The organism is Clostridium sulfidigenes, assembly GCF_052067195.1.
In the GTDB taxonomy this organism is placed as follows: Bacteria; Bacillota; Clostridia; order Clostridiales; family Clostridiaceae; genus Clostridium_J; species Clostridium_J sulfidigenes.
On sequence record NZ_JBQHQR010000013.1, the window covers coordinates 1 to 23,800 of the forward strand.

A 23,800-nucleotide genomic window follows, 5' to 3' on the forward strand; every position below is an offset into this window, starting at 1 on the left:
TCCACTGATAATTATTAATTAGGGATAAGACTTGCAAGTCCTTATACCCAGTATTTTATCAGTGGAGTTTCTTTTTTTCAAAGTTCATTTAGCTTTATAACAGGAATGCTATTTTATTCATGTATTTCCTCCTATGATTTTGTATGATAATTTACTTTATTTAATTATATTAGGCATATCCACATTAGTATTATCTATAATTAAATCTACAAAGGAATAAGGGTTATCAATCTTTTCATATAATTTATACGCAGGAATATATCTATCATTATATTTATTTAATAACACTTTTAAGCTATCATTCTTAAATATATCTCTTTCTGAAGCTCGTCTTAATTGCTCATCTGTTTCAACTACAAGCATAATACTATAATCATAATATTTCTTAAATTCATTTTTAAATATAAATATACCCTCAATTATGAGTATCCCCTCACTGCCTAAAGAAACATCTAATTTTTTTGCATATTCATCCTTTAGAGTATCTAAAACGAAATCACTAAAATCTATTTTACCTGTTATTCTAGCTTGTTTTAAAATATCATTTTCAAACTTCATATAATCAAAATTATTATGATATTGTTGTTTCCAGCATGGTAATTCATCAGAATAACGTGTAGCTTTTTTATTACAGAAGTCATCAATTGAAACTACTTCAGTTTTAACTCCTGATGCTAATAGGGAATTTTTAATATTTTGCGATAAAGTGGATTTTCCCGAACATCCTTGTCCATCAATTCCAACTATCAAGCATCTATCTTTTATAATTAACTTCTGAGCAGCTAATTTTTTTGTTATATACTCAATTAATTCATCACATTCCAACTTTATTCCTCCATCTAATGTTACAACGAATATATAAATTCTAATTTTCATTGTCTTACTTTAATAATATGACTGATAAGTTATTACTGCATTTGTTTTCAAAAATATTTAATATAGGTTTTAAATTTAATATATTCTAATTGTAACATTTACTTCAATATAATGTATATATAAGTTAATTTATTCTATAATAAATACTAGCTAAATAAAATGCTATGTTGTTCTCAACATAGCATTTTAATAATTAAGATTATACTATTAATCTTAAATTCATTAATCTTATTATCCTCTAGATTTCCCAGTAATATGTTCTATTTCAATTTCTACTATTTTTGCACTATCTTGTGCTCTTTCAATATATCTTTTACCTTCTTCTATGAAGCTTTGAGAATATTTTTCAATAAATTTAAATAAAATATCTCTCTTTAGAACTCCAGTTAGTTCCTTTGCTTCTCCAAAAGCTATGATGCTTTTGTAATTTGTACTAAACTTTCCTGGTAATACTTCAGTATCTGTAACAACACAAAAGGATACTTTGTAATTTTTTTCAATATTATCAAGCTTATGCCCTTCTTTAGCACAGTGAAAATATATTGAGTTATCTTGGTAAACATAGCTTAATGGTACAGTATAAGGATATCCATTTTCACTAATCGTTGCTAAAACTCCATATTCTCCATTAGTTAAAATTTTTTCTATGTCCTCACCAAGAACTTCTCTATCCTTTTTTCTCATTTCTCTAAACATATACACAACTCCTTTAAATTTTCTTCATAATATTAACAGACTAAAAATACCTACACAAAACTACTAAAATAACTTTCCCCGGAAATAATTAAACCTTAATTATCTCCGACATTTTCAAATTACTTATTATCAATTATCCTCAAAAATCTATCTACATACCTTTGATCAAAATCACATAGTTCATAATTTTCTTTAGATGATGTCTTTTCAACCTTACCATTGTTCATAATAAGCTTATCAAATACTTCAAGTTCTAAATAAGTGTCTTCAAATTCACTATTAGCTTGATAAAAATTTACTTTATTACCATCATTAAAGAATACAGTATAATAAAATTCACCTGCTCCTTTTGGAAAAATGCCAAACTTCTTTCCATTAAATCCAGCTGCAACCTTAGAAATATCTTCATAGGAATAGGTTGTCCCCATTGGATTATAAAAACTATAGTCAGTAATCTTATTTTCTGTTACCACAGTAATGCCAGTAATGCACACATATAGTAGAAGAATATTTATAATAATAGTTACAAATATATTCTTCTTTACAAAATTGCAAAAGTCTACAGTCCATTTTAACTCTATATTCTTTATTTTTTTATACACTCTTGATATTAAAAATGCAATTAATTCTATTTCATAGAAGAAGATAAAATAACTATATGGTGGTTTAAATATAAACATTAAATAATTCTTTGGTACAAATATAGCTTCTTGTAACGTCCCTATACCCACAAAAATTGAAATAGTTAAAACTATTTCAAGAATTGAAATTAAAAATACAGAGGCTGTACCTTTAGTCTTTTTATTAGGTTGCTTTAAATATTTTCTCCAAGTTAAAGTTAATATTACTGTACTAAATATTGCCATGATGCTATTAAGCCCTATAGAATCATAATTTTTATTAGTAATATTAAGCCAAAGCCACAATAATGGCCCACTAAGCATTAAAGTACCAAACAGCTGAGCTGTTAATGAAATTTCACCATTTTTAAACTCTTTTATTTTCATCTATGGTCTCCTTTATGTGAATAATTTTAAATATATTAAACACCTTACATCTACTTGAATGTCAATGATTTTTAGTAAAAATACAAAATTTATCTATGTACTGTCACCTAATTTAACCATGAAAATCCTCTAAAGCCCCATGGGGCCAACAACTATTTAAATAGTTAACATTTTAAAATTTTATCTATATAACTTTTAAAAATTTAACATAGGAAACTATGTAGATAGTTTCCTATGCATATATTCGATATAACTTTATCTTATCCTTCAATAAAATATAAGTCCAAAACTTACTTACAATCTTTTTAACTCTTAATTAAACTAATCTAACGAATCCTTTTTTATATTTAATAATCAGAAAACTTCTTTGTCTAATCTCAATTATAATGTAATTAAATTATACAACTAGCTTCACAATGCCCCAAATAATACTGTCTAATCCTTTTCTTGCCAAGTCTAACGGGATATCTAAAAAATTAAACATTAGTAATGCAAATATAATTAATTGACCATATCTTTCATACTTCATAAACTTAAAGTATTTCTCCTCTGGTAATAAGGCTCCAATAATTTTGGCACCATCTAGTGGTGGGAATGGTATCAAATTAAACACGCCTAATCCTATATTGATTATATAAGTATAGTTAAGAAGCTTGAATATGAACAAAATCACATCTCCACCATAGCCTCCTGTGATTTTTAGAATTATTTCCATAACAAAAGCACATATAAGAGCTATTAAAAAGTTCATCATAGGACCTGCTAATCCTACCAGTGCCATGCCCTTTCTTTTATCCTTATAATAATATGGGTTTACTTGTACAGGTTTTGCCCATCCGAATCGAAAGAATAAAAGGCATAGTGTTCCTACTGGATCCAAGTGTGCTAATGGATTTAGTGAAAGACGTCCCGTTACCTTTGGTGTTGGATCTCCTAGCTTATAAGACACATACCCATGGGCAAATTCATGAAGAGATACTGCAATAAGAATAGCCGGTATAAGATAAATTAGTTCTTTTATATTCATAATTACTTTGCTCCTTTTGAATTCCTATTTTACTACATATTGCTTCTTTATATAGTATATTATTATTTATTTGTTACATTTTCAATAAGTAATTTATTATGTTCACATATTGGTATTATTTTATCATTATTGTCTTTTTCTATTTTTTACTATATAATATATAATATGGTTATAGAATTATAAAATAATAAAGGAGATTTTTATGGATATAATAACAATTTTAGTTCTTATTATTAGCGGAATACTAATTTTAGTTTTAAAACTTGATTCAAATTATATACTTACCTTACCTGGTTTCTACTATATATATATAAGTGTATGCGCTTTTTTAAATAAACCTAATTGGAATCTAAAACGCTCTATAAAGTATACTGAAAGAAAATATGTAATAGATAATAGAAAAAAATACCTTAGGTTAGAAGGATTATTTCATTTGATAACAGGTTCACTATTAGTTTTTTATCCCTATTCATCAAAATATTTTACTGAAGGGACTTACTTTATATTTGTAGTAGTTATTTTATCATTATTACTATTAATTTATTACATTTATTTACGTATAATTTTAAAAAGAAAAAATTCTTAGTTGCATGGCCTTGCTATCCTATACTATAATAGGTAATGAAATTAGGTTTTTCTTAGATTTGGTAACTTAAAAGATTGATTATTTTATCTAAATCTAATAAAACTAAATATAAACAGAAAGATTAAAGGGTGTTTGATTATGGAATTTCAAAAGTGTATAGAAACAAGAAGAAGTATTCGTAACTTTAACTCAAAAAAAGTAAGTAATGATATTATAGAGGAGATAGTAAACGCTGCTGCTTATGCTCCGTCTTGGAAAAATTCTCAAGTAACTCGTTACTATGCAATTAAAGATGCTAAAGTAAAGGAAGCAATAATAGAAGCAATGCCTGACTTTAATAAACCTTCATGTAAAAGCGCTCCTGTTATTATAGTATCTAGTGTAGTTAAATTTAGATCTGGTTATACTCGTGATGGTGGCTTTGACTCTGCTAAGGGTGATGGTTGGCAAATGTATGATTGCGGATTATCTAACATGATTTTCTTATTAAAAGCTAAAGAACTAGGTCTAGGTACAGTTATTCTAGGTATCTTTGATGAAGCAAAGGTAACTGAAATTGTTGGAATCCCTGATACAGAGGAAATTGTTTCAGTTATTCCTATTGGGTATTTTGATGAAGAAGTAGCAATGCCAAAACGTAAGTTTGCAGATACTATTTTAAAAGTAATAGAGTAATTATAAGAAGGCTAACTCAAAATTCTGAGTTAGCCTTTTATTAAAATTATAAAATAGTTAGTTTTAACTTGGATCAGGTATTCTACATAATCTTATTGGTCTGCTAGAACCATTATCTCCACAACATACTTCCGTTACTCTTATTCTTACATCTTCTGTAACTCCCCTAATTTCTATTTCATAGGTATCTGGAATGTTACGGAAAATAACTTCCTTACATGAGCATGGTCCTACTGTTATACAAATAGTGCAAACCCTACTTCTATCATTACATATATTTTTTCTACGTATTTCTAATTCTACTGGGGTCCTAGAATTATTTCTTATATTAATAAATAAATTAGCTATTCTACATTCTCTTCTTACTCTACCAGTAGTTAAAGCAAACTTTCTTTTACAATTCATACAAGCTATTATACAGTCTAGTTTACATTGGATTTCTCTATTTCTAGCTTCTAATCTACATATGGTCTCCTTAACATTTCTTTCTATAGCTCTAACTTCTCTTTTTATCTCTGCTAATCCATAACGTGGATTTGTAATAATATTATAAACATCTTCAATGTCTGGTTCTTTATGATGCCCCCTATCCAAAACATTCATTTCACAGTCAACACTTTCTCCTTTAATATTGGATTCCTTTGGTTCCTCCACTGGTAAATCACCTTGACTATCAGTCATTATATCAGAAGAATTTGTTATATCCTTTACTTCAATGTTTTCTATGCTATCATTTTCTATTATATATTCCATACCATCACTTTCTCCTCTCATATATGTGAAGTATGATAGTGCTGATTTAATAACTAGAGGAAGAGTTTTATCATAATGACCTACATTTATATATAAACTATCTCCCTCAATCTTAAATTCACTAGCTACTTCTATATTTATTTCACTATAACTTTGATAAGCACTAGATTTTAGAACTGATAACTTACATTCTTTTATATTAACTTCTGCATTTTTATCTCTATCTAATTTAATGCTGTCTATGCCTTCAAAAGTCATATTAATAATTTCTGGATTTGTTCCTTGCTGAAGTATAAATTTATAATCTAGCTCCCCATTATTAAAGTCAAAACATAAATCTATACCGTGATAAATTCCTTTATACCTTATTTGTGAATAAGTAGGTACATCTATAACTTCTTCATCAGGTACATCAAAATCAAAATAATTTTTCTTTTCATCACCTTCACCTTCTCCAATTATTTCAACATCAGGTAATGAATTCTTAAGTAATATCTTAAAAAAATTAATAGTTTCGGTATTCTTAGTTTCCTTTAATTGTTCTTCATCGTAATTAAGTGTTGTTACACTATTAGTATCTTTGAGCCCCATAATTATCTCATTTTTAAGAAACATTATAATATATCCATCATTAGTAACTGTATATTTTACATCTTTGTGATTCTGTCCATTATTAAATTCAAAGGGATAAATATTATTTGAATTTACTTTCTCATCCATATCATTCAACATTCTAAAACTCCTTTTTAATTCATTTAAAAGTTTATCATTATTAATGTATTCCAAACTAAAATTATATGTGAAGCTAAATTCATAATTATAATAAATTTTTATTCAAAAAGAACTATAGGAAGGACACATATCCTTCCTATAGTTCTTTTTCATTATTTGTGTGTTGTAATTTAAGGTTAACTGTCTACTGTAACATATTAAAGAGTGATAATAACTTAACATGTTGGGGATATCAATAGACAGGAGATAACTTTAATAAATCTACATTTTCCCCGCCTTTTCTACACATGCCTTCATAGCTTCAATGACACTGCTACGTAAACCTCTTTCTTCTAAAACTCTTACTGCTTCTATAGTCGTGCCTCCTGGAGAACATACCATATCCTTTAATTCTCCTGGATGTTTACCTGTTTCCATTACCATCTTAGCACTGCCATAAACTGCTTGAGCTGCAAATTTGTAAGCTTTATCCCTTGGCATACCTTCCATTACCGCTGCATCTGCCATGGCTTCTATAAACATAAATATATAAGCTGGTGAGCTTCCACTTACAGCCATCACGGCATCCATCATTCTTTCCTCTACAACTTCTGCTTTTCCAAAGCCACTTAAAATATTACATATATAATTTAATTCTTCTTCACTGACTAAAGCATTTTTACACACTCCAGTGATTCCTTCTCCTACAAGAGCTGGCGTATTTGGCATAGTTCTAACTATCTTCACAGCTCTTCCAAATTGACCTTGTAATTTTTCAAGACTTTGACCTGGTGCTATAGTTACTATGATAGTTTCATCCTTAATCACAGATGAAATTTCTTTAATTACATTATCATAATATTGAGGCTTTATAGATAAAACTACCACATGACTATTCATTGCTACTTCTTTATTATCAGCAGTAATATTTATGCCTAGCTCCTTATTTGTGTTAGCTAATCCTTCAGCATATGAATCAGAAGCTATAATTTCCTCTGCACTAAGAATCTTAGATGAAATAATTCCTCCGATCATAGCTTTTGCCATATTGCCACAACCAATAAATCCTAACTTCATTGCCATTTTAAAGACCCCTTTATATTTATATTTTTTTATAATATACTCCGCCTCGCATTCACTCGGTGGAGTAACTTCCGCTAACTAAATCAAAGATTCTCTTCTTTTAAAGGACACTCCTTCTCACATACGTTTGAAGGAGTAACTTCCACTAACCAAATCATAGATTTGGAGTGTCAGTTGAATCGCTGTTCTGTTCTGTTTATTATTTCATCCTGAAGTTCTTTGCTTAGATTTCTGAAGTGGTCACTGTAACCTGCAACTCTTACTATTAAATCCTTGTAATCCTCAGGATGTCTTTGCGCTTCTATTAAGGTTTCTCTATCAATTACATTGAATTGAATATGATGTCCATCCATATTGAAGTAAGCTCTTACTAAGTTAGCCATGTGGTCTAGTCCTTCTTCTCCTGCTACTACACTTGGAGTGAATTTTTGGTTTAAAAGAGTTCCTCCAGTTCTTAGATGATCCATCTTAGATGCTGATTTTATAACTGCTGTTGGTCCATTTGTATCTGCTCCCTTTTCAGGTGATATCCCTTCTGATACTGGTTTATGAGCAAGACGACCATTTGGACTAGCTATCATCACCTCTCCAAAGTAAACGTGACAAGTTGTAGGTAGCATATTGATTCTATAACATCCACCTTTAACATTTGGTCTACCAGTTATTATTTTATTATACGCATCAAATACTGATGTCATGATTTCATCAGCATAATCATCGTCATTACCGTATTTTGGAGTTTTATTTCTAACTAAATTTGCAATTATCTCATTGCCTTTAAAGTTATTTTCTATGGCTTCTATCAATTTTCCCATGGTAAATTTCTTTTTATCATAGACATTATATTTTATAGCAGCTAGAGAATCAGTAATAGTTCCTATACCAACCCCTTGTATATAGTTAGTATTGTAACGAGCTCCCCCTGCATTGTAGTCTTTTCCTTTTCTTATGCAATCATTAGTTATAATTGAAAGAAAAGGTGCAGGCATATAATCTGCATATATTTTTTCAATGATATTACTTCCTTCTATCTTTATATCTGCAAAATACTCTATTTGTTTTTTATAAGCACTAAATAACTCTTCATAATTTTTAAAGTCCTTAGCATATCCTAATTCTAATCCTAGTTGCTTACCACTTACTTTATCATATCCATTAAATAATGTTAATTCTAATATCTTCGGTAGGTTAAAGTATCCTGTTAAAATATAAGCTTCATTTCCAAATGCTCCAGTTTCAACACATCCACTAGTACCACCTCTTCTTGCATCCTCTATGGATTTACCTGCATTAAGAAGTTCTTGTACAATGGCCTCTGTATTATAAAAGGCAGGTTGACCCCATCCCTCTCTAGATATTTCACAAGCCCTTTTTAGGAATCTCTTAGGGGTTTTCTTACTGATTTGTACATTGGAGCTTGGCTGAAGTAGCTGCATTTCATCCATGCAATCTAGGATTAAATAACTTATTTCATTTACTCCATCTTGCCCTTCAGGTGTAATTCCACCAGTGTTAATGTTAGCAAAGTCAGTGTAGGTACCACTTTCCTTTAATGTTACTCCTACTTTTGGAGGTGATGGTTGATTATTAAACTTAATCCATAGACATTCCAAAAGTTCCTTAGCCTTATCTTCATCTAAAATACCTTCCTCTGCATCTCTTTCATAGAAAGGATTTAAGTGTTGGTCAAGTCTCCCTGGACTATATGCATCCCAAGGGTTTAATTCTGTAGTTACTCCTAAATGAACAAACCAATACATCTGTATTGCTTGCCAGTAAGTCCTTGGAGCATGGGCTGGTACTACTTCACAGTTCTCTGCAATTTGAAGCAGCTCCTTTTTTCTTCTAGCATCTGTTTCTTTGCTAGCTAGATCTCTAGCATATTTAGCATATCTGTCTCCTAGAATCATAATAGCATCACAGCTAATACTCATAGCATTTAGTTGCTCTCTTTTAGAAAATGCTTCTTTGTCATTTAAAAAATCCAATTTACATATAGCTTCCTTAATTTCATTTTTATAATCTAAAAATCCTTTTTTGTATATATTTTCAGAGCCTACTGTATGACCTGGACCTCTTTGCTCCATGAACTCAGTAAAAATTCCACTTTCATAACATGACTTCCACTTATCACTCATGGCATTTATAATTTTATTTCTAATAGATCTTTTTTCCCAGTAAGGAATAATTTCTTCCTCCTGAGTTATTAAATCCTCTTCATTTACTTTAAAGCAAATTAATTCTCTATCATTCATTATGTGCATATCTTCAAGGGTATGACAACATAGTTCTGGAAATGTTGGAGCTGCCTGTGGTCCATCTCCTTTTTCTCCAACTATAAGTTCCCCATCATTAATGCATAAAGTTTTGTTCTCCATAAAATACTTAAATGCTAAAGCTCTCATTTCTGGAATCGATACAGAACCTTCATACTTCTTATAGGCCTCAGTCATTAGCTTAGCTCTCTCCATGTATATATGAGGAACAGTGTTTACACTTTGAGTCCTTAATTTTTTTATTCTTTCATTCATGCCTCTTTCCATGAATTAACCTCCTATTTTTATATTTATAAATCCAGCCTTTTCAAATTTCCCCTTTACAGTCTCCATTCTTTCCTTACTAGGTGCTTCAAAGTTAACTCCTTCATAGACCTTTTGAAGTCTTTCATATTTGCTCTTCCCTGTATTATGATAAGGAAGTAAATTTATCTTATGTACATTTATATTTTTCTTTAAAAATTTTATTAATTCTTCTATAGATTCATCATCTGCATTAACCCCTTCTACCAAGGGTATCCTTATATTGATATTTGCTCCAGCTTCACTTAACTTTTTTAAGTTTTCAAGAATAAGATTATTAGACTTTCCTATATATTTTATATGCTTTTCATTATCCATAAGTTTTATATCATATAAAAAAGTATCTACATACTTAAGTATTCTATTATAATTTTCATAGGGAGCTTGACCACAAGTATCAATGGCAATGTTATATCCCTTTTTCTTCAACTTTTTTAATAATTCTTCTATATAGTCCATGTTTTGAGTCATAACCTCTCCGCCAGATAATGTAATCCCTCCACTTGATTCCTCATAAAACATTCTATCTTTTTCTGCTTCCTTAACAAGCTGTGCTACTGTATATTCTTTCCCCACAATTTCACGAGCATTATTTACACAATAGTCAATACATTCCTTACAAAGATCACACTTGATTTTATCTGTAACAACGCATTTTTCTTCTTTTGAAATTGCCCTTTGAGGACAACTATCTATACATGCCATACACCCTGTACATTTTTCTTCATTGTACATAAGTTCTTCACTATAATTTTGACTTTCTGGATTATGACACCATAGACAAGATAGTGGACATCCCTTGAAAAAAATGGTGGTACGAATTCCATTCCCATCATGGATAGAATACTTTTGAATATTAATAATCTTTGGCAAGTTCAACATATCACCTCAACTCACATTGATAAATAAAATTTATACTCTTAAAAATAAATTCATATACGTGAATTTATTTAATTATATTTTCACTTTAATTATAAAATTTATTATATCCAATGTCAAATAATATATTTTCATAAATATGTTGTAAATCTATAAAACTTCATACATTTTTTTATTCTTACTATATCTTTAATTTGATAGACTAACTTTAATCAATTACTGCGGCAACCATTGTAGCACATAATTCTTCACATGACTGTGTAAAAGTTTGCATTTGCATAGAATTCTATATATAATGATATTTATACCTTATTATTTGTTTGAATACTAATTATTATATACATATAGTGATTTTGGAGGAATTTTAATGTCAAAGGAAAAAAAGATTGAAAAAGCAAATGCAAAAGCAAGAAAAAGATTAGAAAATGCCATGAATAATATTTATGTAAAGTTCACTTTATTTAAGGAAGTTCATGAAACTGCATATAAATTAAATCCTGAATATAAGTACTTCTGGGATAAACATCCTGCCGAAACTAAGCAAGATATACTAAAAAATCAAAAACCGATGGAAATGAATCTAAGCAAAGGTAGAATTCCTGAAATGCAGTTCGGCTTTGGAACCTTAGGCTTTGGCTATGGAGTAAAGAGATTATTCTCTAGTGAAAGGTTATCTTCAGAAGAAAAAATAGAAATTTCTGTTACTTGTGAAAAGTTTACTAAAACTGTAAGAGCAGTAAATGAAACTCTTTGGAGAAAACCACCAAAAACTTTATAATTAGTTATATAAAAAGTGTGCAAAATCCTATGATTGTGCACACTTTTGTTATATTTAATTTATTTTTATTATCTTAATTTATATACCCTTTTATTACTCTCAATATCTTCCATAATAAGATTTTTATTCATCATAAATTCTATTAAAGTTCTTGTAAATTCTTTTTTGTCAGTGACTACAGCTTTTTTTCTGCTATAGAATTGGGAAGCTGTAACGCCTAAAACTTCTTGCTCTATTTCCGATTTTGTAATGAACTTTTGTGTTTTTAACTTCTTAATTACTTTTTGGGCACCCTTGCTATATAAGATTTGTAAAAGATCCTTCTGTTGTGCACCTGTTTTTTTTAGTCCCCATGCATATATAATAGCAGTAGCTACTGCAAATAATAAAATACCTATAATCGTCTGCATTCCATTTGGCATTATTTATTCTCCTTCCCTAGGTAAAGAATAAACTTATTCTCGTGAAGAATTTGAAAAAATTTTACTAAACGGTTTAGTAAAGGTTCCGCTTCTTTACCAAAGTATTTCTTTACCTCTTCCGAAATTCCAAAAATTGTATTTATTCCATCAATATAATTCCATATAAAAGTTCCATAGGCATCTAGCTCTATATGACTAACTTTAGGTTTGTGGAAGAATTTTTGAGCAATTCTATTATGAATTCCTTTATTAGGTATATCTACTACTACTAGTTTTTTTTCATTTACAGACCAAGTATACTCTTCATTTTTCTTTGGAATGTAATCTAAATAATTTTCCTTCTGTGCACTTTTTTCTTTATTTAACATGACTATTCACTTCCTATTAAATAATATCCGGCCTAGGTTTTCCCTAGGTCGGATAACTTATTTTTTATTTTAATAGACTATTGCAAGAAATAATTTCTATTTTCTAATCTTCTTTTTAGATGCACTGAATTTGAATATTGTGAATATTAAGAACAAGAAGAAGATTAAACCACCAATATTACCTAAACTTATAGTTTCTGAAATATTAATTACATCACCAAGAGTAGATGCTCCAATTGGGATAATTGCAAATACTGCAAGTAAAATACCTACTAATCCTTCACCAGCAATTAAACCTGAGGTATATAAAATACCATTCTCAACCACTTGACCTCTTTCTTCTTCTGAAACATTTTTCTTCTTATCAAAGTATAATCTTACTAATCCACCAGCCATAATTGGTGTACTTAAGTGAATTGGTAAATAAAGTCCTACAGCAAATGGTAATACTGGAATTCCTAGTATCTCAATTACAATTGCAATACCTGCACCTGCAAATACTAGTGCCCAAGGAAGATTTCCTTCCATTACACCTTCTACTACCATCTTCATTAATGTTGCCTGTGGCGCTGGTAATTCTGTAGAACCATAACCCCATGCCTTATTTAATAGGTATAACACTCCACCTATAGCTATGGCAGATACTAGCACTCCAATTAACTCGCCGATTTGTTGTTTTTTAGGTGTTGCACCAATGATATAACCAGTTTTTAAATCCTGTGATGTATCACCAGCAATAGCTGCTATAATACATATAATTGAACCAATTGCGATTGCAGCAGTCATACCCTCTTGTCCAATAGTTCCTGTAGCTTTTAAAATAATTGTTGCAAACAATAATGTTCCAATTGCCATTCCTGATACTGGGTTATTACTACTTCCTACTAATCCTACCATTCTAGAAGATACTGTAGCAAAGAAGAATCCAAATACTACAATTATAATTGCACCAACTAGATTTACAGGAATTACAGGTACTAGCCACATTAATATAATAATTATTAAACAAGCTGCTAAAATACCTTTCATAGGTAAGTCTTGTTCTGTTCTAAGGTCACTAATAGTGTTACTTCTACCATAGCTCTTCATCGCTTGCCTAAATGTTTTCACAATTAATGGTAGTGACTTCACTAAGCTTAAAATACCACCCATTGCAACAGCACCTGCACCGATGTAACGGATATATTTGCTCCAAATCGTAAATGAATCCATAGCACTTATAGGATCTGCACCTGGATATATAACTGCATCTCCACCAAATAAACTAATTAATGGCATTAATACAAACCATGCAACTATTCCACCAGATAACATGTATGCAGATATCTTAGGTCCACATATATAACCTACTCCTGCTAGTGCTGGAAGTACGTCTATACCTACTCCAGATCCCTTATAGCCTGTAAGTTCATAATGTACTTCACTTGGAAATAACTTTAATCCATCAGCAATAAATTTGTATAATGCAGCTATTCCAAGACCTGCAAATACTGTAGAAGATTTTGCTCCTCCCTGTTCACCAGCAAGTAGAACTTCTGCACAAGCAGTTCCTTCTGGATACGGGAGCACTCCATGTTCTTCAACAATAAGAGCTTTACGAAGTGGTACCATAAATAAAACACCGAGAATACCACCACAAAGTGCGATAATTCCAATTTCCAGCAAAGATGGTGCTTCTGCTCCCCATTCTGATGCCCACATAAATAATGCTGGTAATGTGAAAATAGCTCCAGCTGCAAGTGATTCACCAGCAGAACCAATTGTCTGAACTATGTTGTTTTCAAGAATGGAGTCTTTTCTTAGAATAACACGTATAACTCCCATTGAGATAACCGCTGCTGGAATTGAAGCTGATACTGTCATACCAACTCTAAGACCTAAGTAAGCATTGGCTCCACCAAAAAGTACTGCCAGTAAAATTCCTAAAATAATAGATGTTAATGTAAATTCGGGTACGACTTTTTCAGCAGAAATGAACGGTTTAAAACTGTCTTCTTTTTTCATCAAATTCCCTCCCTATATATTCATCTTATTACATATTGTAGCATCCCTTGTTTTGTTTTACAATATGCTATATTACATTATATTATTTTTTATGAAACTTATAACTAATATACTATTTATAGTTAATATTTTTTATAAATTATTATTTATGTTAAATATTTAACTATAACAACTTTTATTTCTTGTATTGCTAAATCAAAAGAAATAACTATCATATATATATATAAATACCCCCTAGGATAGACTATAATTAGCCTATCCTAGGAGGTATATTTTAAAATTCTATAAAGTTTTACTATTTCAAATTAAAAGTTAACTTGTATTAATAGCATTATTGCACTAAATGCTGCTATATATCCCATTAGCGGCATGATAAATTTTAACCACTTGTCATAAGTTACATCAACCATCTCTAATGTTGCAAGGATCAATCCCGTTGGAGTAATAAAGGAAATTAATCCTAATCCGTATACATAGGCTGAAATTATAACATCTCTTGAAAGTCCAACTGAATCTGCAAGAGGAGCCATAATTGGAATGGATAGAACAGCCAATCCTGATGAAGAAGGAATAAAGAATCCAAGCACTATAAATATTAAAAGCATTAGCACTATAAATATATTTCCATTCATACCTGCTATAGCGTTAGAGAAGAAGTTAAGTATAGTATCAGAAATCATACCATTTTCTAATACAAGGTTAATACTTCTAGCAACCCCTATAACTAATGCAACACTCATTAAATCAGCAGCTCCAGTTACGAATTGGTTTACAAACTCTTTCTCCCCTAATTTTGATAGGAATCCAATAATTATACCAGTTACTAAGAATAGAGCTGTCATTTCTGCGAACCACCAATCCAAAGAAGAAACTCCATAAATCATAACTACAAAGGTTAAAAGGAATATTAACAATATAATTTTGAATCTTAAAGTTAATTCTGGTGCTTCTCCTTGACTAGCAAATTTAGCTTCAATTTTTTCTTTGTCTGCAAATGTTAATGATTTACTTGGATCTGCTTTAACTTTCTTAGCATATCTTAAGATATATATTATAGTTATTAAAGTACCAAGAACAAAAGCAATAATTCTGAAGTTAAGTCCATTTGTAAAGCTTATTCCAGCAGCATTAGAACCTATAACTACTGAGAATGGGTTTACTGTTGAGAACATACTTCCTATAGAAGAACCCATGTATATTGCTGCAATACATACCATAACATCATAGTTTGCAGCTAAGAATACGGGAACCATTATTGGATACAGAGCTATTGTTTCCTCTGCCAGTCCAAAAGTAGTACCTCCAAGAGAAATCAAGAAAGTAATAAATACTATCAATATGTATTCTTTTCCTTTAGTTAATCTTGAAAGACTTGCAATCCCTGCATTAAATGCACCAATGTTATTTAATACTCCAATAACTCCACCTATAATAAATACAAATAAAATTATATCTATAGTATCATATACTCCGTTAATAGGTGATAGAATTATATCAATTATACCTTGTGGACTTTGTTCAACTTTTTCATAAGTACCTGGTATAGCTACTGGTTTATTAATACTACCATCTTCAAATTTAGAAATGTCACCAGTAACCTTAAGTTCATCTAAAGTTTCTTGAGTACCAGGCATTTCTTTTATATCTCCATTGGGAGCAGTAATCTCAAACACAGTGCTATCTGCATTATAAGATAACTTTGAATATGAACCAGCTGGTATCACATAAGTTAGCGCTGCTGCTAAAAGCAGTACTATAATTAATACTGTAAAAGCAGTTGGAAATGATAATTTCCTTTTATTCTTTGCCATGTAAATCCCTCCAATAATTTAGTATTAGTGCTTGCCACATATAGTAGCTTAAATTATTTATATCTACTTTAAGCACATAGTTAATATTTTATTCATAAGCCAATAAAGATTTTCTATTAGTAACATGCTCTTAAATATACACACTTTTATGAAATAATGAGAATTTTTCATGTATTTTTGTATAATTATCCTATGAATTAAGAATTTTTATGCTTTAATTTAAGATTCTAGTCCTCACCACTCTTTAAACGTTTTCAGACCTATGAAAAATTTTTTAGCCATTTCACGGCATAAATTCTTTAATTTCAGCATTTCCATCTTTGCATCTTCTTTATTTATTTCATAATAATTTTATATTGTATATTATACTTATAACTTTCTTTACACATATAAATAATAACTTGTCCTATGTACTTTAAGATTTTAGATATAAATCCAACAAATTTTGACTTTGAGAGTCAATATTTATCGATATTATATAATTATATTACTATAAAATCACAAAAAAATAAAGTTTTGTATTCGCTCTTTTTCCCCTTTTTACCCCTTATTTCTTATTAATTCTCCGTATTACACCTGCATATTCACATTCCTATTCATTTTATGTTCATTTGTATAAGTTTTGAATTTATATTATAAAAGTATTATTTTTTATATTCCAATTATTTTTTAAAAACAAATTGACATTAACTCCTAATGATAATATACTAAAAGTACAATACTACATTACTCATGTAATGTAGTTCCTGAAACAAAGGAGGTTTACCCTTGAAAATAGATGTAAATAGCCTAGTTCCTATATATGTTCAAATTGCAAATGCTATTGAAGATGATATTCTTAGTGGAACTTTAGAAGAAAGTGGTACTTGCTACTCTCAATTAGTAATTGCCAAAGAGCTTACAGTTAACCCTGCTACTGCAGCTAAGGGAATTAATTTATTAGTAGGAAGAGGTATTCTTGAAAAACAAAGAGGATTAGCTATGATTATAACTCCCAATGCAAAGAAAAAAATTATGAATAGAAGGAAAAATGAAACCTTCGAAAAACTGGTAAAAGATCTAGTCAATACAGCAAAAAAATTAGACTTATCTCAAGATTATGTACTTGAAACTATAAAAAAACACTATAAGGAGGATAAATAATATGACTTCTTGCATTATAGCTAGAAATCTTTTTAAAAGATATAAATCTAAAGTGGCTATAGATAATCTATCTGTAGAAATTAATGAAAATCAACTCATAGGTTTAATCGGTAGTAATGGCTCAGGTAAAACTACTTTTATGAAACTATGCGCAGGTCTAATTGAGAAAACTGAAGGAGAATTAATGGTTTTAGGCGAAGACCCCATGGATAATTTATCCGTATTAGAGGAAATTGTATATAGCTATCATAATATGTCCTATGAATCTAACTTATGTCTAGGTAGAATTGTTGAGTATTATAATATGATGTACCCTAACTTCGACCTTAAGTTTGCAGAAAACCTTTTAAAACATTTTAATCTTAAAATGAAAATTAAGTATAAAAATTTATCTCAAGGTATGAGAAGTTTATTTAACTTTATATGTGGTATTTCCTGTCGTGCCAAGGTTACCATGTTTGATGAACCAATTTTAGGCATGGATATTAAAACTCGTAAATCTGTTTATGATATCATACTACGAGATTATATAGAACATCCACGAACTATAATTATTTCTAGTCACATTTTATCGGAGTTGGAAAATATTCTTTCAGAACTAGTAATAATTAATAATGGGTCTTTAGTTTTATATGAAGCTATGGATACTATAAAGGAGTCTGCCTATAGAGTAGATGGAAATCCTGCTAATTTAGTAAATTTCATTAAAGATAAAAAAGTACTATATAAAGATTTTAGTAACATAACCTCCTTTGCAATAATAGAAGGCTTAATTACAGAATCTTTAGAGATAGAGATATCAACTAACAATTTGAATATTTCAAGAATTAGTCCAGAAGAGCTATATATTTATCTGACTGAAAATAATTATAATGGAGGCATGGAGGAGTTATGGATAAAAGACAATTAAAAAATATTAATAATCTATATAAAATACGCTCAAAAGAGCATAAAAAGGCACTTTGGATAATTTATATACTACTTGCATCCTTTTTTGCAATTGATTTAATTGCAACTCTTATGGATATTTTCACTTATTCTAAAGATGTAACTACCTACAGTCTACAGACCTATACCACTAATGGTCTTTTCCTAGCAATTAGTATAAGCATCGGAACTTTATTGTGGTATAACTCCTTCAATAATCAACATCAAGCTTTTCCCCAGGATAATAAAACAAGATTTATGTCTTATGCTCTGTTTAACTACATTACTCTATTAAAAGTGTCAGTAACTTCTTTACTTTTATACCTAATTCAATATAACATTTGGGCATTAATTGGAAGTTTAAATTCTAATATATCTTTTGCTTATCCTATAAATTTACCTTTCTTAATCTCTGGTTTTATAGTTAATTTACTCTATGGCTCCATGTTAATTGCCCTGACTTTGTTAATCAATGTTTTGAGTAAAAAATTTCATATGTATTTCTATATTACTTTCATAATGTTTGTAGTGGCTGCATTCTTTAACAATGGAGCTCTGTTCATTACTATTGGAAATCTTTTTAGCTTTTGGACTAAAGAACCTTCCCTTGGCATATTTGTTGTAAAGTGTACTATAACCCTAGGAATTTTACTTATTTTGTCTGTAGTTATAAATAGTACTATAGTATATTATAAAGCTGAGACTAAAAATACAACTAAATCTAGATTTATTTTATGTGGAATTGCCCTTTTCTGTTTTATAATTGTGATATCTTTAAGTGTATTTACCCATAATTATCCATACAATAGCAATAGTGAAATGGGATCTGATTCCATAGACTTTGTTAACGACAACCCCTTTAAAAATTTTGAAGAAAAAGAAATAGAAGTGGCTCTAACTAATCTTAACACTGATATCCCTATTGAAATAGTAACTCAATTTAATGAAGATGAAGAAAATATTTTTACTACTCGCTATAGCGACTCCTCAATAGAAGAAATTTATGAAAATATTATTGTAAAATACCATCTTCCCTGCAATGAAGTGGACTATATAAATCTTAATTATTTCAAAAACCCTATAGTTACAGCAAAACTTGAGGATAACAAACTATATATTAACTATACCTATGACGAAAACCAAAAGGTTATTCTTCTTAGCTCCTATGGTACAATGTCTCAATTTGATTGCTTTAAAGGGAAAACCCTCTTTAAAGGTAATCCAGGTCACATGACTGGTAGCAGTGATGGTAGGATAGAAATAATCTATCCTAAGGGTACAAAATTTAAAAACTAAAAAATTAAAGCCATCTAAAAGGAGTAATTTCTCCTTTCAGATGGCTTTATTATGTTATTTTAAAATCTGTTTTTTTATATAATCTAGAGTTATCTGTTCACCTTCACTTGCTAACTTATTAAGTAAAAGCTCTAATAATTCCCTACTGTCCTCATGAATAATTTGATAATCCTTACCCCTTTCATAATATATTAAAGCCGAATTATCTTTATACTTCTCTTTTTCATAATTCATACAAGCGCAAATTCTGTCAATAAACATTTCAACTACATAATTATTGGGCATTTTCATACCAACTATTCCATCTTGTATTTTCGTACCATAATCAATCCAATATTCTAAGTGATGCTTATTTCTTCCCTTATGATGAAGCCAAGCCTTAGAATATCCTTCCACCTTCTTTTGTATTCCATTAGGACTAACATCTCCTCTGTAATACTTTATTCCTGCTGAAAATTCTACCCAAGAGTACTTAGAAAGATCATGTAATATTCCTTGTTTATATAACCCCACCTTAAAGCAGTATTTCATAACTAATAACTTATGCTTTGTTATAGTCTTAAAGTGATTAATTGCGTTCATTGTATTTTCATCCCCTAAAAATTATGTTTTCTCTAGTCCTATATTAACATAATTTCCTTCTCAAATAAAAACATTGAATAATAAACTAATTTAATTTATAGATTTCTTTTACCTTATCGGGTAGTTCTTTTATTTCAACTTCTTCATAACTCTTTGTTTTTTCACCCTTAACATATACCTTTAAATATCTATCAACCTTTAGTATCTTTGACGTTGTAAATGTAATTAATTTCTCATTTCCATCTTTATCATACCCATTTATTTTATACTCATACGTATTGTATCCTCCACTATTCTCACTTGTTATATCCTTATATTCACTGACAGTTTTAACGTAATACTTTGTTGAACCTAGATTAATTATACCGTTAGAACTTACTAACAATAAAACTCCACCTACTATTATTATACTTACAATAATTCCTATTAATTTTTTCATTTTATATCCTCCTATAGTTTCTTTTAAGTAAATTATATGTTTTTTATAACTAACTTCATATTTACATCTATTACATTAGTCTTTCATTATTGTAAGAATTCCATGAAAAGTTATAACTTCTCTTTTAATTACAGATATAGCTTGTACGTTACATATTTTTTATATCAAACTTTACCTAATAATAAACAAAAATAAGGATAATCCCATCTTAAAGAGATTATCCTAACTTTAAATATACATATGTTCATTTTTTAATACTCCGTTATCCATGGATAAAATTCTATCAGCTACTATAGTTGCAAAAGTCATATCATGAGTAATAATTAAAACTGTCATGCCCTTTTCAATACTTAATTTTTTTATAAGATTCGCTACTTCTTCAGTGATGCTTGGATCTAGGGCAGAGGTTGGTTCATCAAAACATATAAGTTTTGGATTCATTGCAAGTGCCCTTCCTATGGCAACTCGCTGTTTTTGTCCCCCTGAAAGTTGAAATGGATAGCAATTTTCTTTATTTGCAAGTCCTAAAAAACCTAATATTTCTTTGGCTTTATTTTTAGCTTCTTCAATACCAACTCCCAATACTACCCTTGGAGCTTCTGTAATATTTTCCAAAACATTCATATGTGGGAATAAATTAAAATTTTGAAATACTAGCCCCACATCCATCGGTATTTCCAACTTTTCCTTTCTTTGAGCCCCTTCTCCATCTTTGTATAAATACTTGTTGTTTATTATTATAGAACCCTTATCAGGTTTAGTTAATCCACTTATACACCTAAGAAGGGTGGTTTTTCCACCACCAGAAGGTCCTACTATAACAGTAATTTCCCCTTCTTTTATTTCAAGGTTTACACCTTTTAAAACTTTACTATCACCAAAACTTTTTTCTAATCCAATTACTCTAAGCACAATATACCCTCCTCTATTGATAGTAACTATACCTTTTTTCTAACTTTTTAAAGATTTCACCAAATAATGCAATTAAAAGTAAATATATCATTCCTACTATTAAAAGGGGCATAAGAGAAGCTTCTGTATTAGATGCTATTTTACCAACTTTTAGTAGTTCGTCTAATCCAACTACATACACTAATGCAGTATCCTTTACAAGTGTAATAATCTCATTTGCCAGAGCAGGAAGTATTCTCTTAATAGCTTGTGGAAGAATTATTTTAAAAAATATGTATTTTTGAGAAAAGCCAAGAACCTTAGCTCCTTCGTATTGTCCTTCCTCTATAGAAATTATTCCAGCCCTAAATATTTCTGCAAAATATGCTGCATAATTAAGAGTAAATGCTAATATAGCAGCGGGAAATCTGTTAAAGGTTATCCCTATAATAGGTAAACCAAAAAATATAAATACAACTTGTAGGAGTAGAGGGGTTCCTCTCATAATTAAAATGTACCCACTTGTTATTTTGTTCAATATTTTATTTTTAGATAATCGTCCCTGGGCAACTAGTATTCCAAGAGGTATTGAAATTACAAGTGTTAATATAAATACCTCAATGGTTACTTTTAATCCTTGGAATACTTGTGGTAATAGGGTAATTAAATTATTCATATAAATACACTCCTATTTAATTATATCTTTTCCAAACCACTTTTCGGAAACTTTCTTAGCTGTACCATCTTTTTTAATATCCTCAAAGGCTTCATTAAGCTTCTCAAGCAATTCTTCATCACCTTTTCGTATACCAACACCATAAGATTCATCTCCAAAATCATCATTTAATATTTTAAATTCACCTTCACCTTTTTTGTTTATATAATATCTTGCTAAAATCTCGTCAGCTACAACAGCATCTATTCTTTTTGCTTCTAAATCCATTAATGCTTCATTATTTGTTTCAAAGGTATAAACCTTACCATCCTTAAAGGTTTTTAAAAGTTCCTCTTCCTTGTTTATTGCATCTACTGCACTAGACTGATTTTGTGCTCCAACATTCATACCTTTTAAATCAACTTTACTGTTTATTTTTGAATTCGCTAAAGTTATTATAACTTGTCTATTTTCCAGATAGGGATTTGTAAAATTCACCTTTTCTTTTCTTTCTTTGGTTATACTATAACCATTCCATATAAGATCTATTTTTCCTAAGTTAAGTTCTGATTCTTTCATAGACCAATCAATAGGCTGAAATGTTACTTGTTTACCTATTCTTTTTGATACTTCCTTTGCAAGATCAATATCAAAACCTACTATTTCCCCATTATTATCTTTAAATCCCATAGGAACAAAAGTATCATCAAAACCAATTATAAGTGTTTCCTTATCCATTGCATCCTGTGACTTATTGTTACATCCTGCTATTGATAATGCCATTACTGCAATAATTCCATAGATTATTACACTTCTTAATATTTTACTCATTTGCTTATCCCCCCACTTAATTATAATCTACTACTTTATTACTTTACCATGGTAGAGTAATAAAGTAAATACATTTCTTTTTTTATTAATATTTAATCCATATAAAAAAGCCATAAAACTAATTATGACTTTTTAACACATATAATTTTAAAACAACTTGGCAGTATCCTTAGCTACTTTTATTCCTTGTTCAACTTTCCCTTCAACATCTGCTCCAACAACATCTAAACTTTCTACAGCAATAGTCTTAATATCTTGAATTCCAAAGAATCCTAGGATTGTTCTTAAATATCTATCCCCCATTTCATATGGTGCATCCCCATATTCTCCTCCTCTAGATACAATGTGTACAGCTTTTTTATCCTTTAAAAGTCCAACTGGCCCTTCTGCTGTGTATTTAAATGTTATTCCTGTAACACTTACATAATCTATATAAGCTTTTAAAATTGCAGGAATACTTAAATTCCACATTGGTGCTGCAATTACATATTTATCTGCTTCTGCAAATTGATATGCATATTTTAGAATTGGGTGCTTCCTACTTTCTTCATTTTTAGCTCCAAATATTTCTCCTAAATCCTCTGGTTTTAGAAAATCTATATTTTCTTTATACAGATCTAAAGTAATTATTTCATCATTAGGATTACTACTTTTATACTCCTCTATAAAACTATCCGATACCTTAAAAGTTCTTGATTCTCCATCCTTCTTAATATTTGCTTTAATGTATAATACTTTACTCATATCTTTCTCTCCTTTTTTATCTTGTATATATCATCAC

General features: G+C 29.7%; 24 protein-coding genes. 6 read left to right on the forward strand and 18 right to left on the reverse strand.

The genetic code is table 11. The annotated features are described in order from the left end of the window. Positions 1 to 156: 156 nt before the first annotated feature. The 4 genes from ACTNBA_RS14075 to ACTNBA_RS14090 form a co-directional block, all read right to left on the reverse strand. A complete protein-coding gene (locus tag ACTNBA_RS14075) occupies positions 157 to 876 on the reverse strand; it encodes a nucleoside/nucleotide kinase family protein (protein ID WP_441074838.1) in 720 nt (239 codons plus the stop codon). Positions 877 to 1,107: 231 nt separating this feature from the next. Beyond that, the gene (locus ACTNBA_RS14080; protein ID WP_441074839.1) at positions 1,108 to 1,572 is read right to left on the reverse strand and encodes a pyridoxamine 5'-phosphate oxidase family protein; all 465 of its coding nucleotides are present in this window, start codon (positions 1,570 to 1,572) and stop codon (positions 1,108 to 1,110) included. A 119-nt stretch (positions 1,573 to 1,691) separates the two neighbouring features. Then, the gene (locus ACTNBA_RS14085; protein WP_441074841.1) at positions 1,692 to 2,579 is read right to left on the reverse strand and encodes a MerR family transcriptional regulator; all 888 of its coding nucleotides are present in this window, start codon (positions 2,577 to 2,579) and stop codon (positions 1,692 to 1,694) included. A gap of 397 nt (positions 2,580 to 2,976) precedes the next feature. Next, positions 2,977 to 3,606 (reverse strand): site-2 protease family protein, encoded by a 630-nt coding sequence (locus ACTNBA_RS14090; protein WP_441074842.1) that lies wholly within the window; start codon positions 3,604 to 3,606, stop codon positions 2,977 to 2,979. Positions 3,607 to 3,808: 202 nt separating this feature from the next. Between ACTNBA_RS14090 and ACTNBA_RS14095 the strand changes: the two genes are divergently transcribed. Together ACTNBA_RS14095 and ACTNBA_RS14100 are read left to right on the forward strand one after the other, a co-directional pair. Then, a complete protein-coding gene (locus ACTNBA_RS14095) occupies positions 3,809 to 4,192 on the forward strand; it encodes a hypothetical protein (protein WP_441074843.1) in 384 nt (127 codons plus the stop codon). Positions 4,193 to 4,330: 138 nt separating this feature from the next. After that, positions 4,331 to 4,867 (forward strand): nitroreductase family protein, encoded by a 537-nt coding sequence (locus ACTNBA_RS14100; RefSeq protein ID WP_441074845.1) that lies wholly within the window; start codon positions 4,331 to 4,333, stop codon positions 4,865 to 4,867. 63 nt (positions 4,868 to 4,930) lie between these two features. Here ACTNBA_RS14100 and ACTNBA_RS14105 read toward each other — a convergent pair whose 3' ends face one another. From ACTNBA_RS14105 to ACTNBA_RS14120, 4 genes are all read right to left on the reverse strand, one after another. Then, entirely contained in the window at positions 4,931 to 6,352 is a 1,422-nt protein-coding gene (locus ACTNBA_RS14105) for a DUF7948 domain-containing protein (protein ID WP_441074847.1), read from the reverse strand. A 261-nt stretch (positions 6,353 to 6,613) separates the two neighbouring features. Next, positions 6,614 to 7,414 carry a pyrroline-5-carboxylate reductase gene (proC, locus tag ACTNBA_RS14110; protein ID WP_441074848.1) on the reverse strand — a complete coding sequence of 267 codons (801 nt, stop codon included), beginning with the start codon at positions 7,412 to 7,414 and terminating at the stop codon, positions 6,614 to 6,616. Between the two features lie 170 nt (positions 7,415 to 7,584). Then, entirely contained in the window at positions 7,585 to 9,957 is a 2,373-nt protein-coding gene (hypD, locus tag ACTNBA_RS14115) for a trans-4-hydroxy-L-proline dehydratase (protein WP_441074849.1), read from the reverse strand. Positions 9,958 to 9,960: 3 nt separating this feature from the next. Continuing rightward, positions 9,961 to 10,872 (reverse strand): trans-4-hydroxy-L-proline dehydratase activase, encoded by a 912-nt coding sequence (locus ACTNBA_RS14120; RefSeq protein ID WP_441074983.1) that lies wholly within the window; start codon positions 10,870 to 10,872, stop codon positions 9,961 to 9,963. Positions 10,873 to 11,239: 367 nt separating this feature from the next. On the opposite strand from ACTNBA_RS14120, the gene ACTNBA_RS14125 reads away from it, so the two are divergent. Further along, entirely contained in the window at positions 11,240 to 11,650 is a 411-nt protein-coding gene (locus ACTNBA_RS14125) for a hypothetical protein (RefSeq protein WP_441074850.1), read from the forward strand. A gap of 68 nt (positions 11,651 to 11,718) precedes the next feature. Here the strand turns inward: ACTNBA_RS14125 and ACTNBA_RS14130 are convergent, their stop codons facing one another. The 4 genes from ACTNBA_RS14130 to ACTNBA_RS14145 form a co-directional block, all read right to left on the reverse strand. Then, complete coding sequence (locus tag ACTNBA_RS14130; RefSeq protein ID WP_441074852.1) at positions 11,719 to 12,072, reverse strand: hypothetical protein; 354 nt, start codon at positions 12,070 to 12,072, stop codon at positions 11,719 to 11,721. Continuing rightward, the gene (locus ACTNBA_RS14135; RefSeq protein WP_441074854.1) at positions 12,072 to 12,440 is read right to left on the reverse strand and encodes a PqqD family protein; all 369 of its coding nucleotides are present in this window, start codon (positions 12,438 to 12,440) and stop codon (positions 12,072 to 12,074) included. Before ACTNBA_RS14135 ends, ACTNBA_RS14130 begins: the two co-directional genes overlap by 1 nt. Positions 12,441 to 12,536: 96 nt before the next feature. Beyond that, entirely contained in the window at positions 12,537 to 14,444 is a 1,908-nt protein-coding gene (locus ACTNBA_RS14140; RefSeq protein WP_441074855.1) for an OPT family oligopeptide transporter, read from the reverse strand. 305 nt (positions 14,445 to 14,749) lie between these two features. Next, positions 14,750 to 16,255 carry a YfcC family protein gene (locus ACTNBA_RS14145; RefSeq protein ID WP_035131673.1) on the reverse strand — a complete coding sequence of 502 codons (1,506 nt, stop codon included), beginning with the start codon at positions 16,253 to 16,255 and terminating at the stop codon, positions 14,750 to 14,752. A 768-nt stretch (positions 16,256 to 17,023) separates the two neighbouring features. Here ACTNBA_RS14145 and ACTNBA_RS14150 point away from each other — a divergent pair. The 3 genes from ACTNBA_RS14150 to ACTNBA_RS14160 are packed head-to-tail and all read left to right on the forward strand — an operon-like array spanning position 17,024 to position 19,621. Further along, positions 17,024 to 17,398: a GntR family transcriptional regulator gene (locus tag ACTNBA_RS14150; RefSeq protein WP_035131671.1), complete on the forward strand. Its 375-nt coding sequence runs from the start codon at positions 17,024 to 17,026 to the stop codon at positions 17,396 to 17,398. A 1-nt stretch (position 17,399) separates the two neighbouring features. Beyond that, positions 17,400 to 18,308, forward strand: coding sequence for an ATP-binding cassette domain-containing protein (locus tag ACTNBA_RS14155; protein WP_441074856.1), 909 nt, complete (start codon positions 17,400 to 17,402; stop codon positions 18,306 to 18,308). Then, positions 18,290 to 19,621: a hypothetical protein gene (locus tag ACTNBA_RS14160; RefSeq protein WP_441074857.1), complete on the forward strand. Its 1,332-nt coding sequence runs from the start codon at positions 18,290 to 18,292 to the stop codon at positions 19,619 to 19,621. Before ACTNBA_RS14155 ends, ACTNBA_RS14160 begins: the two co-directional genes overlap by 19 nt. A 54-nt stretch (positions 19,622 to 19,675) precedes the next feature. On the opposite strand, the gene ACTNBA_RS14165 is transcribed toward ACTNBA_RS14160, so the two are convergent. From ACTNBA_RS14165 to ACTNBA_RS14190, 6 genes are all read right to left on the reverse strand, one after another. Continuing rightward, positions 19,676 to 20,203 carry a DUF5662 family protein gene (locus ACTNBA_RS14165; RefSeq protein WP_035131665.1) on the reverse strand — a complete coding sequence of 176 codons (528 nt, stop codon included), beginning with the start codon at positions 20,201 to 20,203 and terminating at the stop codon, positions 19,676 to 19,678. An 85-nt stretch (positions 20,204 to 20,288) separates the two neighbouring features. Further along, the gene (locus ACTNBA_RS14170) at positions 20,289 to 20,642 is read right to left on the reverse strand and encodes a YxeA family protein (protein ID WP_346879584.1); all 354 of its coding nucleotides are present in this window, start codon (positions 20,640 to 20,642) and stop codon (positions 20,289 to 20,291) included. Between the two features lie 228 nt (positions 20,643 to 20,870). Beyond that, entirely contained in the window at positions 20,871 to 21,554 is a 684-nt protein-coding gene (locus ACTNBA_RS14175) for an amino acid ABC transporter ATP-binding protein (RefSeq protein ID WP_346877966.1), read from the reverse strand. 13 nt (positions 21,555 to 21,567) lie between these two features. Further along, on the reverse strand, positions 21,568 to 22,209 hold the full coding sequence (locus ACTNBA_RS14180; RefSeq protein ID WP_346878298.1) for an amino acid ABC transporter permease: 642 nt from the start codon (positions 22,207 to 22,209) through the stop codon (positions 21,568 to 21,570). Positions 22,210 to 22,221: 12 nt separating this feature from the next. Next, a complete protein-coding gene (locus tag ACTNBA_RS14185) occupies positions 22,222 to 23,019 on the reverse strand; it encodes an amino acid ABC transporter substrate-binding protein (RefSeq protein WP_441074860.1) in 798 nt (265 codons plus the stop codon). A 147-nt stretch (positions 23,020 to 23,166) separates the two neighbouring features. Beyond that, the gene (locus ACTNBA_RS14190) at positions 23,167 to 23,763 is read right to left on the reverse strand and encodes an NAD(P)H-dependent oxidoreductase (RefSeq protein WP_441074861.1); all 597 of its coding nucleotides are present in this window, start codon (positions 23,761 to 23,763) and stop codon (positions 23,167 to 23,169) included. Positions 23,764 to 23,800 lie beyond the last annotated feature (37 nt).